The organism is Clostridia bacterium (assembly GCA_012840125.1).
Classification (GTDB): Bacteria; Bacillota; DULZ01; order DULZ01; family DULZ01; genus DULZ01.
Genome location: DULZ01000048.1, coordinates 1 through 15,765, shown reverse-complemented (window position 1 = coordinate 15,765; position 15,765 = coordinate 1). Strand labels below are relative to the sequence as shown.

Genomic DNA, 15,765 nt, shown 5'->3' with positions numbered 1-15,765 from the left:
GTCGATGGCTGCAGGGAGCCCATTTTGGGGATGAGCTCAGTCGCCCTCGGGTGCCTCCCATTCGCACCTGCCGGTGCTCAGAGGTCGGCACTGTCCCTCGGGCTCCTTCGCTCTTTTGATTTTTGCTCCTATGCAGCCTTCGACTAACACCAAACGCTTTTTCCTAGACAGTTCGGGAACGTCTCATCATCGACGGGCTTTTTCGTTAATGGGAAGGAAGGGAATCCATGGCTTGGAGGCGAAATGGAAACCAAAGCCGTGGAAGGGGGGAACAGGATGCCGGTAGGAGTGATCGGGGACAGTACCCCGGTCGGAATCATCCAATCGGGCAACACCCTGGTGGAGCTGCGGGCGGGGGAAGTGGTCCGGGCCCTGGTCAGGGATGTGACCCATCAAGAAGTCGTGCTGATGATCCGGGGTCACCGGGTGGAAGCCCAGACCCAGGTGCCCCTTAAGGCCGGGGAGACAGTTAACTTGCAGGTGGTGGAACTGGGAGAGGGCAGGATGGTTTTTCAGCTGGTCCCGGACCAACCAGCCGGTACCGGTGGAGACGTACCGGCCAGGCTTACGCCGGAAGCACTCCTGTGGCGGCATCATCTACCCCAGAGTCCGGGCCATGTGCTCCTGGCCCGGGCACTGTTGGCAAACGGTATCGGGGACATTGGGAAGGAGTCTTTCCTGCTGCTGGGCAGGTTGTTAAGTGGTAACCCCAGCCCGGGGGAAGTGCAGGCGCTGGTGCGGTTATTCGCCCAGGGGCAGGGTTTGCAGCAGAGCCACGCTGCGGCCCTGCAGGCCCTCATGCAGTTATTTGCCGGGGAAGCGGGGGAGAAGGCAGGTTTTCAGGGAGGACAGCAAGCTTCCAATATAAGCGTGCTGGCGGAGAGCTTGGCCCAAAGGCTAGGCGGGGGTATCCCCAAGGAAGTGCCGGCGCAGCTTTTGGCTGAGTTGTCTATCACAGCAGGAGAAGAAGGAGCAGGGGCCAAACTGGCGGCTTTGCCTGACCGGCTTGGCCTGGATTATGAGGCCCGGTTGCTGGCCGGGGGTTTGGACCGGGCAACGGTCCCCCAAGCTGGGGATCCCAGCCGGGTGGAGCACCTATCCTTGAAAGAAATCCTCCTTCAGGTGGTGCAGGGGGAAACGGCAGGTCAGGGGCAGCCCGGGGAGGCGATGCCGGCGCTGAAGCACCTCCTGCAGGTGCTGACGGGGCTCCAACTGCTTCATTTAGGACACACGGAAGCGGGGCACAGCTATGTGATGGGATGGCTCCATTGGCCCCAGCGTTCGGAAAGCAGTCCCTTTTTCCTGTCCTTTTTCCAAGATCCCAGTGGAGGAACCGGGCCGGGGGAACCGGGCCGCCAGGTGATGATTAAAACCCAGACGCCCCGGCTGGGTGACATCCTGGGGGACCTGCGCCTTTACGGGCATTACCTGTCGGTCCAGTTAGCGGTGGAAACGAAAGAAGCGCAAAAAGCCTTTAATCAATACATGCCCGATTTAGCCGCCATGCTGGAAGGCTTGCCATGGCGGGTTCATATTCTGCCATGCCGGTTGGTAGGGAAAGAAGAGAAAGATGACTGGTGGCAGAAATTTGTGGAACCGGCCGTGCCGCAAAGGTTAGATGTGCGTTTGTAGGGGTGGATCATGACGAACAAAGAGCAGCCTAAAAAATGGATCCGGCAGGCGGTAGCCCTGTCTTACCATGAGGACCGGGGGGATACGGTACCCAAAGTGGTGGCGGCAGGGAAAGGAATTATTGCGGAAAACATCATTGCCAAGGCCAAAGAAGCCGGTGTACCTATTCACGAGGAGCCGGAGCTGGTGCAAAGCCTGGTTCAGGTGGAACTGGGTCGCCCGGTGCCCCCGGAACTGTACGAGGCAGTGGCTAAAGTATTGGCTTTTATCCTGTATTTGGATGACCGGGTGGCCAGGCACCGGTAACAACCGGGACATCCCTTTACATTTTCCGAACAATAAAATATAATCTTAAGTAAATTTTCGTATATTGGGAGGCATTAGCAATTCCATGGAACTCTTGAAAGAAAGAATTCTGCAGGAAGGCCAGGTTTTATCAGATGTCATTCTAAAAGTGGATTCTTTTCTTAATCACCAGATTGATCCCATGTTGATGGTGGCCATTGGCGAGGAATTTAAGCGGCGGTTTGCCGGGGAAGAGATTACCAAGGTGCTGACCGTGGAGGCATCGGGGATCGCGGTGGCTTTGATGACCGGCCTGGTGCTGAAGGTTCCCGTGGTCTTTGCCAAAAAGAAACAAGCTACCACCATATCAGGCAACGTCTTTTCCGGGACCGTCTATTCTTATACCAGGCAGGAGACATACGACATCGTGGTCCAGGATACCTATTTAAAGCCGGAGGACAAGGTCTTAATTATCGATGACTTCCTGGCTACCGGGGAAGCATCCCAAGGCCTGGTTTCCATCGTGGAGCAGTCCGGTGCCCAGCTGGTAGGAGTAGGGATTGTCATTGAGAAACTATTCCAAAGCGGGGGGCAGCAGTTGAGGGACAGGGGGATCCGGGTCGAGTCCCTGGTCCAGATCAAGAGCATGCATGACGGGCGGGTTGAATTTGCTTAATAAGGGGGGACCCCCGTGGCACAGGTGGATCAAAAACAGGTAGCGGCAGTTTTACATGAGATAGGGGTGCTCCTGGAATTAAGCGGAGAGCAGCCTTTTAAATCCCGGGCCTATTATAACGGGGCCCGCACCGTGGAAATGCTCACGGAAGACTTGGAGCAGCTGGTGGCGGACGGGAAGCTGGAAGCATTGCCGGGCATCGGCAAGACACTGGCTGCCAACATTACCGAGCTGGTGACCACCGGCCGCATGCAGTACCACGAAGAACTCAAAGCGGCCATTCCCGCCGGTGTGCTGGAGTTGTTAAGAATACCGAACCTAGGACCGAAAAAGGCCAGGGTTCTATACCGGGAATTGGGCATCACCAGTATCGGTGAATTGGAATATGCCTGTAAGGAAAACCGTTTAATCACCCTCAAAGGGTTTGGGGCCAAGACCCAGGAGAAACTGCTGGCCGGGATCGAATACCTGAAACGGTTTCAGGGGCATTACCGGCTGGATGAGGCCTGGTCCCAAGCTGTGGAAATGCTGGATGAATTGAAGAACCATGCGGGGGTAGTGGAGGCCGAAATTGCCGGCAGTATCAGGCGGGCCGGGGAAATTGTGAAGGATGTGGACCTGGTGGCCGGTGCCCGGGAGCCGGCGCAGGTAACGGCCTATTTCATTGGACTGCCGCAAGTGGAAGAGGTAGTGGCCCGGGAAGATGCCAGGGCCAGGGTGAAGCTCCAAAGCGGGATCACGGCGGATTTGCTGGTGGTCGAACCGCACCAGTTTGTCTATGCCCTGCACCATTGTACCGGCAGCCGCGCTCATCTTGAGGCGCTGGAGGAGCTGGCGAAAAACATGAAGCTGACCGTCAATGAGTACGGCATCTTTCACGGAGATGAGTTATTACGGTGCGGCCATGAAGAGGAGTTATACCGGACCCTGGGCCTGGATTATATTCCTCCCGAGCTCCGGGAAAACCTGGGAGAAATTGAAGCCTCCCTGGCAGGAAGACTGCCTCATTTAGTAGAAATGACAGACATCAAAGGCGTTTTCCATGTGCATACGGACTACAGTGACGGCAGCCATACCCTGGAGCAGATGGTGGCCGGGGCGGTGCAAAAGGGTTACCGCTACATCGGGATTGCTGACCACAGCCAATCGGCTTTTTATGCCGGGGGATTAAAAGAGGCCGATATCCGCCGCCAGCATGAGGAAATCCGGTCCCTGCAGGAAAAGTACCCGGAAATCCTGATTTTCAAAGGTATTGAGGCTGACATTTTGGCCGACGGCTCCTTGGATTACGATGATGAAATCTTGGCTTTGTTTGATTTCGTCATCGCTTCCGTGCATCATTTCCAGCCGGGCAAAGATCTAACGGAACGGTTATTGAAGGCCGTTTCCCACCCGGCGGTGACGATTCTCGGCCATCCCACCGGCCGGCTGCTGTTGGCCAGGGAAGGGTACCGGGTGGATATGGAAGCGGTTTTGGCGGCTTTGCGTCAATACCAGGTGGCGGTGGAGCTCAACGCTTCACCGGCAAGACTGGACCTGGATTGGCGGTATTTCCGGCGGGCGAAAGAACTGGGTGTGAAGGTGAGCATCAATCCGGATGCCCACCGGGTAGAGGACCTGGATCATACCTTTTATGGAGTGTTGATGGCCCGTAAGGGCTGGTTGGAAGCGGGAGACGTGTTTAATGCCATGGGTCCGAGAAAAATGAAACGATACTTGGAAGAACGCCGCAGCCGGTGGGCCGGTTAAGGCGGATATGGAGTTTAAGCTAACCGGGCCCCATGAGGTTAAAGGAGGAATCACATTGGCTAAAGTTATTTTGCTGTCAGGAAGCCCGAGGGCAAAGGGAAACACCATGCTGGTACTGGAAGCTTGCGGTGAGGTCATCCGGCAGGAAGGTTTGGAAGCGGAGATCATCTCCCTGCATAATAAGCAGATTCGCTCCTGTATTGCTTGTTACAGGTGCGGGGAACTGGGCAAATGTTCCCTGGACGACGGCTTGAATGAGATTATGGAAAAAGTAAAAGAGGCGCAGGGTCTCATTGTAGGCGCGCCGGTGTACTTCGGTACGGCACGGGGCGATTTAATGTCCGCCCTGCAGCGCATTGGTATGGTGTCCGGCCATAACGGCCGCTGGCTCAGTTGGAAGGTCGGGGGGCCCATTGCTGTCGGGCGGAGGGGCGGACTGACCAGCAGTTACCAGGAAATGCTGATGTTTTATTTCATTAATGAAATGATCGTCCCCGGCTCCACTTATTGGAATATTGTGTTCGGCAGGAATCCCGGGGAAGCGCTCAATGACACCGAGGGCTTTGAAGTAGCAAAAAGATTTGCCGGTAATGTAGCTAAGTTGATCAAGAAGTTGGAAAGCTGAACGTCCTTTGGCCCTGCTCATCATGAAAGCATGAGGGGGTAGAAAGAATGAATGATGTGCCGGGTAACTGGCGGCCTGCCTATGAGGAGGCCTTAAGACAATTTCAAAAGCAGCCCAACCCGCACCGGATGGCGGAGAACACCGGCGCTTCTTTCCAAGGGGATCCAGGCGGGGAAAAAGGGCGCTTTGTCCTTACCTATTGCGGTGCGGATTACTATATTTCTTATCCCGAAGGTAAGATTACAGCCGCTGCGGATGAAACAGCCCGGGTGCCTGCCAGTGTGCAGACATGCATCCTGCTGTACATGGCGCAAGCGGTTCCCGTGCCGAAGGGAGAGGCATGGAAAACCTTTAAGGACCTGCCCCAGGGATATCATCACTGGGCCCCTTTTGTGCTTGAGGCCCTGGAACCGCTGGTGAAGGGCTTCGGTCATGATTTAGACGCTTTCGCCTCGGCGGCCGAGGCCTTAGGGGGCAGGCGCATCGCCGCCGGTGATCAAGGGTATGAGTTTGCCGTACTGCCCAGGATTGATCTGCAGGTGATTTTGCGGGCCGGAGATGAGGAGTTCCCGCCGCAGGCCAATATACTATTTAATGAGAACTGTGTGATGCAGTTGGATACGGCCACCTTATATATGATCGGGATTGACCTGAGCCGGAGGCTGCTGCACCAGGCTCGCAAGCTCGAGGGCGGTGTGAGTTGACAATGGGGCGGTACTAACGTACAATAATATAACGTTGTACTTTATGATGATTAATTGCAGGCGGGCCGTGAGTGGTGTAGCCGTGCAGGAGTCATTCAACCTGTGGGATTGGGTTACCCCACAGCTTTTTTTGTCCCAGGGGGGAAATGATTGTGTGGAAGTGGTCTGCCGATTTCTTACTCCGGCTTTTTGTGAAAGATTACGAGCAGGTGGATGCTCCAGAGGTAAGAAAGAAATACGGGTTTTTAGAGGGCTGGGTCAGTATCCTGGTCAATATCCTGCTGTTTGGGATGAAGCTGTTCTTCGGCCTCATTATAAACAGTGTGTCCTTAATTGCTGATGCGGTGCACACCCTGGCCGACGTTATTACTTCCGCCATTGTGCTGGTGAGTTTCAAGGTGGCCAGCAAACCCGGGGACCATGAACATCCTTTTGGCCACGGCCGGGCGGAGCAGATTGCTACTCTCATCATTGCCGTCTTGCTGGGATTGGTGGGGTTGGAGTTTGGCAAGGAATCCGTTGAAAGGCTGCTGAGGCCGCAAGCGGTGGATTATAACCTGCTGGTGATGGGAGCGATCCTGATTTCCGCCTTGATCAAAGAATGGATGTACCGGTTTGCCAAGTACCTGGCGGAAAAGATTGATTCCGCTGCCCTGCTGGGAGATGCATGGCATCACCGGACCGATGCCTTTGCTTCCCTGGGGGTGGGAATAGGACTGTTAGGAGTGTTGCTGGGTTACCCGAGGGTGGATGCTGTCCTGGGTTTAATCGTTTCCGGGCTGATCCTGTTTACCGCTTACGAGATCGGCAAGGACTGTTCGGACCGGCTGCTGGGCCGCAGGCCGCCGGAAGAAATGGTGGCGGCGATCACAGACTGTGCCATGGAGGTCGAAGGAGTTTTAGGTATCCATCGCATTGAACTGCATGAGTACGGCCCCAGGCAATATGTGACGGCCCACTTGGAAGTGGCCCCGGAGCTGGATGTGGTGGAAGCCCACCAAATCAGTGATCTGGTGGAGGAAAGGATCAGCAGGAAACTAGGGGCGTCTGTCTCCATTCATATTGAACCTAAAATCTGATTCAGGTCTTAAGTTTGTGCTTGTTTGCCTGCAAGTACTGGTGGAACAGCTTGATGATTTCCGGGTGGGTCCTGGTGAATTCCATAAAGACGGAAATACAGTTCAAGGTTTCCTCGCTGAGACTGTGTTCGATCTTTTCCGTATCCTTCAGCAGGTTTTCCGTGACTCCCAGCAAGCGAAAAAAAGATTCCAGGGTTTGATGCCGTTTCAGCAGCTTGGCACCCATCTCTTCCCCTTTCGGAGTTAATTCCACCGCGCCGTACCGTTCGTATTTCAGGTAATTGGCTTTGGCCAGCCTCCGGACCATTTTGGTGGCCGAGGGCGGCTGGACGTTGAGAGCCACCGCCAAATCGTTGATCCGGGTATACTTTTTGTCTCGGGACAACCGGTAAATCATTTCCAGGTAATCTTCCATACTGGGCGTGAGGTCTTGACTGCCTTGATTCTGCAGGGCGTAACCGCGCACGGTATGGAATTTGTCTTTGTGGTTCATGGGGGCCTCCTTGGTTTTTTTCTTGCTGTTAGTCTAAACATATTCATTAAAGACAAATATCTTTACTGCCGGCAGAGGCCGGCCGGCGGCAACAATTGAGCAAGATCAATAACAGCAAATAGTAAGAATATTAACTAAGATTGAAGGTATTTTACAAAAATGATAGAAGTCAATTAAAAAGACTGAGGGGGGATAACTTGTGGCTGAAAACTTAACCAATGCCGCTCTAGGCCACCTGCAGGCACGGCAGGAAATCCTAGAGGTCTTTCGCCGGGTAACGAATCCGGAGCAGCTGGCGGAAACCAGTGGTGCCGCGTTTATGGCCCGGGATGGGGGAGGAGTGTTTGTGCTTCCTTACTACGGGGAGGAAATACAGATCAATTATCCCGGCGGGGAAATCAGCAATAAGACCACCGGGCAAGCAGTGCCGGTGAAAGACCAGATTGTGCTCTTGAACTACCTGGTTAATGCGGTGGCAGTGCAGGAAAGGGACGAATGGAAGACCTTCAAAGAGCTGTCGGCGGCGCCCCACCACTGGAACGTCTTCATCCCGGAAGCCATTGAGGCTTTAGCCAAGGGATTTGGCAATGATTTAAAAGCGTTTCAACAGGTGGCACCTAAGTTAGGAGGCCGGCCGGTGAGTTTGGGGGATGTGGGATATCGTTTTGCCGTGCTGCCCAGGATTGTGCTGCAAATTGGCCTCTGGGAAGGTGATGAGGAGTTCCCTGCCCACAGCACGATTCTTTTTAATACCACGGCTACCATGCAAGCAGATACGGCAACCCTTTTTTCCCTGGCCATCGGCTTGGTAAGAAGGCTCCTCTACCTGGCAGGCAAGCGTGCCCACCCGTAGCGAGCCTACCTCTGCCCTTGACCTCGTCAGGCGGCAGGAGATGACGGGACTGTTGCAGAAACTAGGAAGGGTCATCCTACCTGGCTTCCGGTACTCCTGGGCATCCTTATAGTTAAAGGCCGGTACCAGCTGCTTCCGGTTGGCATGCTTTAGGGCCCGGATGGCGCTGCCGGCAATCTCAGTTACGGCATTGGAGGGGAAGACATGGACCTCAAAGACAGCATGTTAGATAAGGTAAGACAGGCGGCATTTTGGGAAGAATTATGGCATAACAGCGATCCCCAACAAAAGCAGCCCCTGGACCGGGATAAATCCATTGCCATGTGGAATAATCGAGCACAGCAGTTTGCCGAGAACACCGCCCGTAACCAGAACAACATCGCCAAGCGGGAAGCGGTTTTTCGTTTCCTAGCCGATTGTGGCGTCGATCTCGCGGGAGCCACCATATTGGATATTGGCTCGGGGCCGGGCAACTATACGATACCCATGGCTAAGGTGGCCAAAGAGGTGGTGGCGCTGGACCCTGCGCCCCAAATGCTGGAGATTGTGAAAACCAGAGCGGAAGCTGAGGGATTAGGAAATATCAGTTATATGGCGGTTCCCTGGGAAGATGTGGACCTGGACGCCTTAGGATGGCGGGGCAAGTTTGACCTGGTGTTCGCTTCCGTGGTACCCGGGGTGAAAGATGTTCCCACCTTAAGGAAGATGATGGCCGCTTCCCGAAAACATTGCTATTTGAGTAAATTCGCCGGGGAAAGAAAAAACAACCTGCAGCATAAAATCTGGCAAAGGCTGATGGGCAGGGCCAGGAACCTGCACGCGATGGATGTTTTCTTGCCGTGGAATTACTTGTATACGATGGGCTATTATCCGCACCTGAAGTTTATCGCCAGTAATTGGGAAAACATTGAACCTATTGCCGTGATGGAGGCCAGGATGTGCGACTGGTTTGCCAGGTTCAATGATTTGCCCGGCCATTACTGGCAGGTCATCCGGGAAGTGTTGGAGGAAGAAGCGGTGGACGGCTTGGTGAAAGAAGAAGTGAAAAGCCACCTGGGTCTCATGGTATGGGAGGTATAACCCGGCGGCACTTGGTGGCCGGGCACAGTTTTTTGTTAAGCCGGCATTTACATGTCATCTTATCGGGTCCAGATAGCTTTTACGGTCTAGCTGAGGCGCCACGGAAACACAGCCCCATCTCCTGCGCTTGGTGATTGAGCTCCGTCAGGGGATCCCTTGCTCTCATAATTTTACTCCCATTCAGCCCCGGTGCACACCGGTGGCCGTTATTATTGACGGCCATAAGTCCGGCAGTAACTCCCTGCCGGGCTTTTTCATATGATGGATTAAGTTAGCGGCGGGTAACTTTATTTCCCGCCGCTATATTACCCGGAGAGAAAGGACGAAAAGCATGATCACGCCATTGCATCGATGGCCGGCCGGCAAACCCGCCCGGGTAGCAGAGCTGACTGCTCCCGGCCTGTTAAGAAGGCGGCTGTTAGATTTAGGCTTTGTGCCCGGTGCGATAGTTACCGTCGTGCGCCGGGCGCCTTGGGGCGATCCCACGGCTTACCTGGTGCGAGGTGCGGTGGTGGCACTGCGCCGGGAGGAAGCCGGCTTTATTCTGGTGGGAGACTTATCCCCTTGATGCCTGGCACTCAAATGTCTTGAGGGAGGAGAAAGAGAGGATGGGATTATCCAAACATTGTACGGGTATGAATATTTGGAAGGAACAAACCGGCAAGATGGATGAACCGGGACCGGTGGTTGCCCTGGCAGGCAATCCCAATACCGGAAAGAGCACCATCTTCAATGGGTTAACGGGGCTGCACCAGCATACGGGTAATTGGCCCGGCAAAACCGTCCTAAAAGCCCAGGGATATTATCAATACAGGGGACGGCAGTACACGTTGATCGATTTACCGGGCACCTATTCTTTGTTTGCCAATTCGGTGGAAGAGCAAGTAGCCCGGGATTTTATCTGTTTTGCCCACCCCGATGTCACGGTGGTGGTGACCGATGGAACGTGCTTGGAGCGCAATCTAAACCTGGTGTTACAAGTGCTGGAGATCACGCCCAGGGTTGTGGTTTGTGTGAACCTGCTGGATGAAGCAAAGCGGAAAGGCATTACCGTTGATTTGGAAATACTCAGCCGGGAGTTAGGTGTACCGGTGGTGGGCACGGCGGCCAGAAACGGGATGGGTCTGGCGGCGTTAAAAGAGACCATTTACCGGGTGTCGACGGGTAGTCTCCAGCCTAACCCGCGTCAGGTAAAGTACGATCCCTCCCTGGAAGCGGCGGTGGAGGCGCTGCAGCGGGAACTCCCGTTAAATGCTTATCCCAACATTAACCCTAGATGGCTGGCGTTAAGGCTCCTGGAAGGGGACGGGACCATTTTGGCTCATTTGCCGCAGCCTGGGGCAGCAGGGAAAGCCTGTTCTTTCCGTGCGGTGCTGGAGGGGTGAACATGAGAGCAGGGTACCTGTCCGATGCCAACGATGTCAGGGACCGGGTGGTAGCGGCTTTGTACCGGGAAGCAGAGGAGATTGTCCGCAAGGCCGTGAGAAAAACTAACCCGGAGAAGACCTGGGAGACCAAGCTGGACGACTTTTTGACGGCACCGGTCACCGGTTTTGCCACCATGGTTTTTTTGCTGGGCCTGGCCTTTTGGATCACCATTGTGGGAGCCAACTACCCGTCGGAAATGCTGGCTAGACTTTTCGCTTACGGGGAAGAGGGGTTGTTAAGGCTGCTGACTTGGCTTCACGTTCCGGCAGGGTTGGTGAACCTGTTGGTCTTAGGGATCTTCCGCACTTTAGGCTGGGTGGTCTCGGTGATGCTGCCGCCCATGGCCATCTTTTTTCCCCTGTTCACTTTGATGGAAGATTTCGGTTACTTGCCCCGGGTGGCGTTTAACCTGGATTATCTATTCAAAAAATGCGGCACTCACGGCAAACAAGCCTTGACCATGTGCATGGGCTTCGGCTGCAATGCGGCCGGGGTGGTGGCTTGCCGCATCATTGATTCGCCGCGGGAAAGGTTGATTGCCACTCTCACGAACAATTTCGTCCCCTGCAACGGCCGGTTTCCCACTTTGATCCTGATGGCCACTCTCTTCTTGGCAGGGACTCTGGGGAGCCTGGGCGTAGCCATGATCGTGCTGGCCGTGGTATTACTGGGCATGGCGGTGACTCTCTTGGTTTCCCACTTGCTCAGTAAAACGTTGTTAAAGGGCGTCCCGTCTACTTTTTCCTTGGAACTGCCTCCCTTTCGCAAACCCCTGCTTGGGCAAGTCATTGTTCGTTCCCTCTTGGACCGTACCATCTTTGTCCTTGGCCGAGCGGTGCTGGTGGCAGCGCCTGCGGGACTGGTCATTTACCTGCTGGCCAATATTGACGCCGGCGGCGTTCCGTTACTCCAGCATGCGGCAGGTTGGTTGGATCCTTTTGCCCGGGCCATCGGCTTGGATGGGATCATCTTGCTGGCATTCATTTTAGGGCTGCCTGCCAATGAGATTGTGGTGCCGTTGATATTGATGGGGTACCTGGCCGGCGGCAGCTTAATGGAGATGGAAAGTATCAGCGAGTTGCGCGAATTGCTGGCAGTCCGGCAGGGCTGGACCTGGCTCACCGCCGTCAATGTGATGCTGTTTTCCCTGTTTCATTTTCCTTGCGGCACTACGCTGTTAACGATCCTGAAAGAAACAAAAAGCAGGAAATGGACTGCCCTGGCCTTCGTCATCCCTACCGGGGTAGGCCTCGGTCTCTGTTTCCTGCTTACACAAGTGGTTCGCTGGTTGGGGCTGGCCTAACGGCTGGCTCCCCCGCCGCCCGAGGAAACGCCGCCAAAACCGCCAAAGCCGCCACCGCCGAAACCGCCGCGGCCGAAACCGCCCCCGCTGATAAAGGGGCCGCCCCAGTGATCGTCGTCGTAGAAGGAACGGCGGCGGGGTGGACGCCTGCGAGTTTGTTGGGACTGCAGGCCGGCAATGATCAGGATAATAATTAAAATGACGATAATTGTTCCCAAGGAGAGCTCGTCTTCCGGAGCCGTTTGATAATCACTGAGCCCGGCCAGTTCCTCCGCCCGGCTCAAATCGATGTCGTATTCCTCCGCAATGGCTGCCGCCAGGGCCATATAACCATGGTAAATACCTTCACTGAAACTGCCTTTAGCCCAGGCCGGCAGTACATATTCGTCCAGGATCCGCCCGGCTTTCCCATCGGGAATGGCACCTTCCAGGCCGTAGCCTACCTCGATGCGCACCCGACCGCTCCGGTCGGCCAAAACGTTCTCTTTGTTGACCAGCAGCAGCACCCCGTTATGCTGCTCCTTGTCTCCCAGGCCCCAGGTACGAAACAATTCCAAAGCATATTCCTCGATGGTGTACCCGCCTAAGTTATCCACGGTTACTGCCACCAGGTCGGCACCGCTGGCTTTTTTCAGGGCCAGGGCCACCCCTTCCATGCGACTGATGTGATCCGGCTCCAGCATCCCGGCAAAATCATTCACCGGCCGGGCCGGATTAGGGGCCGGGGGGACCGGCGGAGCCGCCAGGGCCCCACCGGTCAGGCTAAGAACCAGCAGTATAGCGATCAGCAGGCTGTTTTTCCGCAAGAATGCCACTTCCCCTCTTTTAGTTGGTGCTGAAGTCCACGATCGGAGCCTGCTGGGCACCTTCAGGGGCTTCAAAATAGACTTTCGGTGTAAAGCCCATCAACCCGGCAAAAAGCACCGTCGGGAAGCGGCGGATCCGGGTGTTGTAAGCGGTGACGGCATCATTGTAATCCTTGCGAGCCACGGCAATGCGGTTTTCCGTACCGGCCAATTCATCTTGCAGCTGGCGGAAATTGGCATCTGCCTTTAAGTTGGGGTAGTTTTCCGCAATTGCCAGCAGCCGGGACAGGGCGCCGGACAATTGGTTTTCCGCTTCAATTCTTTCTGCCACATTGCCCGCACCGATCAAACGGGACCGGGCATCGGCGATTTCGGTAAAGATAGCGCTCTCATGGGCGGCATAGCCCTTAACCGTTTCTACCAGGTTGGGAATCAAATCAGCACGCCGGGCGAGCTGGTTTTCCACTTGGGACCACCGGTTGTTGACCTGTTCTTCCAGCGCCACCAGGCTGTTGTAGCTGCCGAAAACGGGCAGGATTACCAAGAGGAGCAGTGCGATAATGATAATTAAGAGCCCTTTCCCCTTCAAGCATCATTCCTCCTTTAACGGTTGTCAGTTTAATTGTAAACCAGGCGGCCAACCGTTACAAGAACGGCTTGGCAGGAAACACGGTCACCGGGGACTTGGTTGTATTTGGCAAGAAGTAGCGGCCGGGGGCCAGGCGTGAAATTCCCGGCCGGAGTCTTGACAGGATGGGCCATCGGTTCTATACTATTAACCAAGCGTGACAGTTAGGCTAAAATTGTGAAAAGTGATGCGGAAGGAAAGTAGGTTAGTGGAGTATTCCAGGGAGAAGGTGTCGTGACTGGAAGCACCTTCATTACGAAGCTAATCGAAGTTCCCTTCTAAACTGCTAGGGTGAACCGATGAGTAGCCTTAGCCGGGTTTCCGCCGTTACAAGGAAGGGGTATCGGAGCAATCCCGTACCTTGCACAAAGGGGGCAGCATGTGCTGTCAACTAGGGTGGTACCGCGAAAAGAAAGGCTTTTCGTCCCTAAGGGGACGAAAAGCCTTTTCTTATTGTTACCATCTTTACAAAGTGAGAACATAACCCGGGTGTGAAGTTCATTCATGCGTTAAGGGGGTGAGGGGGGAGGAAGTCTCATCACAGGGATTGATCTGCTTGACATAAACCCAGTTTAGCCGATGATAAAGGAGGAACATGAACATGCTTAGACTGTCTCTTAAAGTACGCAGGATCCTGGTTTGCATGATGGTGTTAGGTTTGGCGTTATTCGGTGTGGCCGGCTGCGGCGGTCAGTCTTCCAGTACCGGTACGCCGGGGGACAATACGGGCGGGGCTCCGGAAGGAATTCAAGAAGAACAAAAATTGGTAACTTTGGGAATCATCCAATTTGTCGCACATCCGTCTTTGGATGCCGCCCGGCAAGGGTTTCTTGATGTGCTGAAAGAGAACGGCTACGAGGAAGGCGTTAATCTACAGGTGGTCCACAAGGATGCCCAGGCAGATATGACCATCGCCCAGTCCATCGCCCAGCAGTTTGCCCAGGACCAGCCGGACCTGATCCTGGCGATTGCTACCCCGACGGCCCAAGCCATGGCCAATGCCACGAAAGATATTCCCATTCTCATTACCGCAGTGACGGATCCGGTGTCCGCTCGCCTGGTGGAGAGTTTGGAACGGCCCGGCGGTAATGTGACCGGCACCTCGGATTATGTGTCCATTGCGGCCCAATTGGATTTTGTGCGGCAGGTGCTGCCGGAGCTCCAGCGAATTGGCTTGATTTACAACAGCGGGGAACAAAACTCCATTGTTCAAGCTGAAGAAGTCAAGCAATATGCCGCCGAGCACGGCTTGACGGTGGTGGAAGCCACCCCGACGAATTCCAGCGAAGTGCTGCAAGCGGCCCAATCCCTGGTTGGGAAAGTAGACGCCATCTACGTGCCGACGGACAACACCGTGGTGTCCGCCTTGGAAGCGGTGGTGAAAGTTTCTTACGAAAACCGGATTCCCATGTTCCCCGGTGAAGGGGATTCGGTAGCCAGAGGCGGCGTGGCTACTGTCGGTGTGGACTACTACCGGTTGGGGAGACAGACCGGTGAGCAGGCCCTGAAGGTTCTGGCCGGGGCCGAGCCGGCTGAGATCCCGGTGGAAACCCAAGCAGACCTGGGAGTTATCGTCAATTTGAGTGCCGCGGCACAGGTGGGCATTGAGATCCCGCAAAGCATACTGGATCAAGCGGTGGAAATTATAGAGAACTAGTTTGAGGTGAAATCCTTTGATCATCAAGATACTAATTGGCGCGGCAGAACTTGGGCTGATTTTCGGAGTAATGGCGTTAGGAGTATATGTGACTTTTCGCATCCTGGATTTCCCTGATTTAACGGTGGACGGGAGCTATCCTTTGGGGGCGGCGATTGCCGCCGTCCTCATTACCGCCGGGTACAGTCCCTGGCTGGGATTGGTGACGGCCCTGGTGGTCGGGGCGGTCGCCGGAGTGGTTACCGGGGTGCTCCACACCCATTTCAAAATCACCCCCATCCTGGCGGGCATCTTGACCATGACGGCCCTCTATTCCGTTAACCTGAGAATTATGGGCCGGGCCAACCTGCCCTTGCTGGGAACGGATACGGTGGCAGATGACCTGGCTGTCCTGGGGGTGCCGTCCCAGTACCAGTGGCTGCTGTTTGGCCTGCTACTAGTGGTAGTGGTGTTGGTGCTCCTGTATTGGTTGTTCCAGACGGAGCTGGGACTGGCTCTTAGAGCTACCGGCGACAATGAAACCATGATCAAGAGCTTGGGCGTTAACGTGAATGCCATGAAAATCATCGGTTTAAGCCTGGGCAACGGGTTGGTGGCCCTGACGGGGGCGGTAATTGCGCAGCTGCAGGGCTTTGCCGATATCGGCATGGGCGTCGGTACCATCGTAGCCGGTCTGGCGGCGGTGATCATCGGTGAAATGCTGGTGGGGACCCGTACTTTGCTGCGGACGCTGGTGGCGGTGGCGTGCGGTTCCCTGGTCTACCGGG

The 15,765-nt window shown here is 55.1% G+C and carries 17 protein-coding genes and 1 other annotated feature; of the genes, 14 read left to right on the top strand and 3 right to left on the bottom strand.

The window, feature by feature from the left end; translation table 11 throughout:
- The first annotated feature begins 276 nt into the window (after window positions 1–276).
- The 7 genes from GXX34_06000 (at window position 277) to GXX34_05970 (ending at window position 6,750) form a co-directional block, all read left to right on the top strand.
- The gene (locus GXX34_06000) at window positions 277–1,632 is read left to right on the top strand and encodes a hypothetical protein (protein ID HHW07072.1); all 1,356 of its coding nucleotides are present in this window, start codon (window positions 277–279) and stop codon (window positions 1,630–1,632) included.
- 9 nt (window positions 1,633–1,641) lie between these two features.
- A complete protein-coding gene (locus GXX34_05995) occupies window positions 1,642–1,938 on the top strand; it encodes a hypothetical protein (protein ID HHW07071.1) in 297 nt (98 codons plus the stop codon).
- Between the two features lie 85 nt (window positions 1,939–2,023).
- On the top strand, window positions 2,024–2,593 hold the full coding sequence (locus GXX34_05990) for a xanthine phosphoribosyltransferase (GenBank protein ID HHW07070.1): 570 nt from the start codon (window positions 2,024–2,026) through the stop codon (window positions 2,591–2,593).
- Window positions 2,594–2,617: 24 nt separating this feature from the next.
- Window positions 2,618–4,342, top strand: coding sequence for a DNA polymerase/3'-5' exonuclease PolX (polX, locus tag GXX34_05985; GenBank protein ID HHW07069.1), 1,725 nt, complete (start codon window positions 2,618–2,620; stop codon window positions 4,340–4,342).
- Between the two features lie 55 nt (window positions 4,343–4,397).
- Window positions 4,398–4,967 carry a flavodoxin family protein gene (locus GXX34_05980; protein HHW07068.1) on the top strand — a complete coding sequence of 190 codons (570 nt, stop codon included), beginning with the start codon at window positions 4,398–4,400 and terminating at the stop codon, window positions 4,965–4,967.
- A gap of 47 nt (window positions 4,968–5,014) precedes the next feature.
- Window positions 5,015–5,671: a DUF3786 domain-containing protein gene (locus tag GXX34_05975; protein HHW07067.1), complete on the top strand. Its 657-nt coding sequence runs from the start codon at window positions 5,015–5,017 to the stop codon at window positions 5,669–5,671.
- A 152-nt stretch (window positions 5,672–5,823) separates the two neighbouring features.
- Window positions 5,824–6,750, top strand: a complete 927-nt coding sequence (locus tag GXX34_05970; protein ID HHW07066.1) for a cation transporter — start codon at window positions 5,824–5,826, stop codon at window positions 6,748–6,750.
- 1 nt (window position 6,751) lies between these two features.
- On the opposite strand, the gene mntR is transcribed toward GXX34_05970, so the two are convergent.
- Complete coding sequence (gene mntR / locus GXX34_05965) at window positions 6,752–7,243, bottom strand: transcriptional regulator MntR (protein ID HHW07065.1); 492 nt, start codon at window positions 7,241–7,243, stop codon at window positions 6,752–6,754.
- A gap of 199 nt (window positions 7,244–7,442) precedes the next feature.
- Between mntR and GXX34_05960 the strand changes: the two genes are divergently transcribed.
- The 5 genes from GXX34_05960 (at window position 7,443) to GXX34_05940 (ending at window position 11,907) form a co-directional block, all read left to right on the top strand.
- Window positions 7,443–8,096 carry a DUF3786 domain-containing protein gene (locus tag GXX34_05960; GenBank protein ID HHW07064.1) on the top strand — a complete coding sequence of 218 codons (654 nt, stop codon included), beginning with the start codon at window positions 7,443–7,445 and terminating at the stop codon, window positions 8,094–8,096.
- A 204-nt stretch (window positions 8,097–8,300) separates the two neighbouring features.
- A complete protein-coding gene (locus GXX34_05955; GenBank protein ID HHW07063.1) occupies window positions 8,301–9,176 on the top strand; it encodes a class I SAM-dependent methyltransferase in 876 nt (291 codons plus the stop codon).
- A gap of 331 nt (window positions 9,177–9,507) precedes the next feature.
- Complete coding sequence (locus GXX34_05950; protein HHW07062.1) at window positions 9,508–9,744, top strand: ferrous iron transport protein A; 237 nt, start codon at window positions 9,508–9,510, stop codon at window positions 9,742–9,744.
- Window positions 9,745–9,784: 40 nt separating this feature from the next.
- Window positions 9,785–10,561: an iron transporter FeoB gene (locus tag GXX34_05945; GenBank protein HHW07061.1), complete on the top strand. Its 777-nt coding sequence runs from the start codon at window positions 9,785–9,787 to the stop codon at window positions 10,559–10,561.
- Window positions 10,562–10,563: 2 nt separating this feature from the next.
- The gene (locus GXX34_05940; protein ID HHW07060.1) at window positions 10,564–11,907 is read left to right on the top strand and encodes a ferrous iron transporter B; all 1,344 of its coding nucleotides are present in this window, start codon (window positions 10,564–10,566) and stop codon (window positions 11,905–11,907) included.
- On the opposite strand, the gene GXX34_05935 is transcribed toward GXX34_05940, so the two are convergent.
- Both GXX34_05935 and GXX34_05930 read right to left on the bottom strand, forming a co-directional pair.
- Window positions 11,904–12,713, bottom strand: a complete 810-nt coding sequence (locus GXX34_05935; protein HHW07059.1) for a TPM domain-containing protein — start codon at window positions 12,711–12,713, stop codon at window positions 11,904–11,906. The two genes, GXX34_05940 and GXX34_05935, sit on opposite strands and share 4 nt — an antisense overlap.
- A 19-nt stretch (window positions 12,714–12,732) precedes the next feature.
- On the bottom strand, window positions 12,733–13,302 hold the full coding sequence (locus tag GXX34_05930; GenBank protein HHW07058.1) for a LemA family protein: 570 nt from the start codon (window positions 13,300–13,302) through the stop codon (window positions 12,733–12,735).
- 217 nt (window positions 13,303–13,519) lie between these two features.
- Window positions 13,520–13,773: a binding site (T-box leader), on the top strand.
- A gap of 169 nt (window positions 13,774–13,942) precedes the next feature.
- Here GXX34_05930 and GXX34_05925 point away from each other — a divergent pair.
- The gene (locus GXX34_05925; GenBank protein ID HHW07057.1) at window positions 13,943–14,998 is read left to right on the top strand and encodes an ABC transporter substrate-binding protein; all 1,056 of its coding nucleotides are present in this window, start codon (window positions 13,943–13,945) and stop codon (window positions 14,996–14,998) included.
- A gap of 16 nt (window positions 14,999–15,014) precedes the next feature.
- Window positions 15,015–15,765, top strand: a 751-nt coding sequence (locus GXX34_05920; protein HHW07056.1) for an ABC transporter permease, incomplete at its 3' end; no start/stop codon positions are given.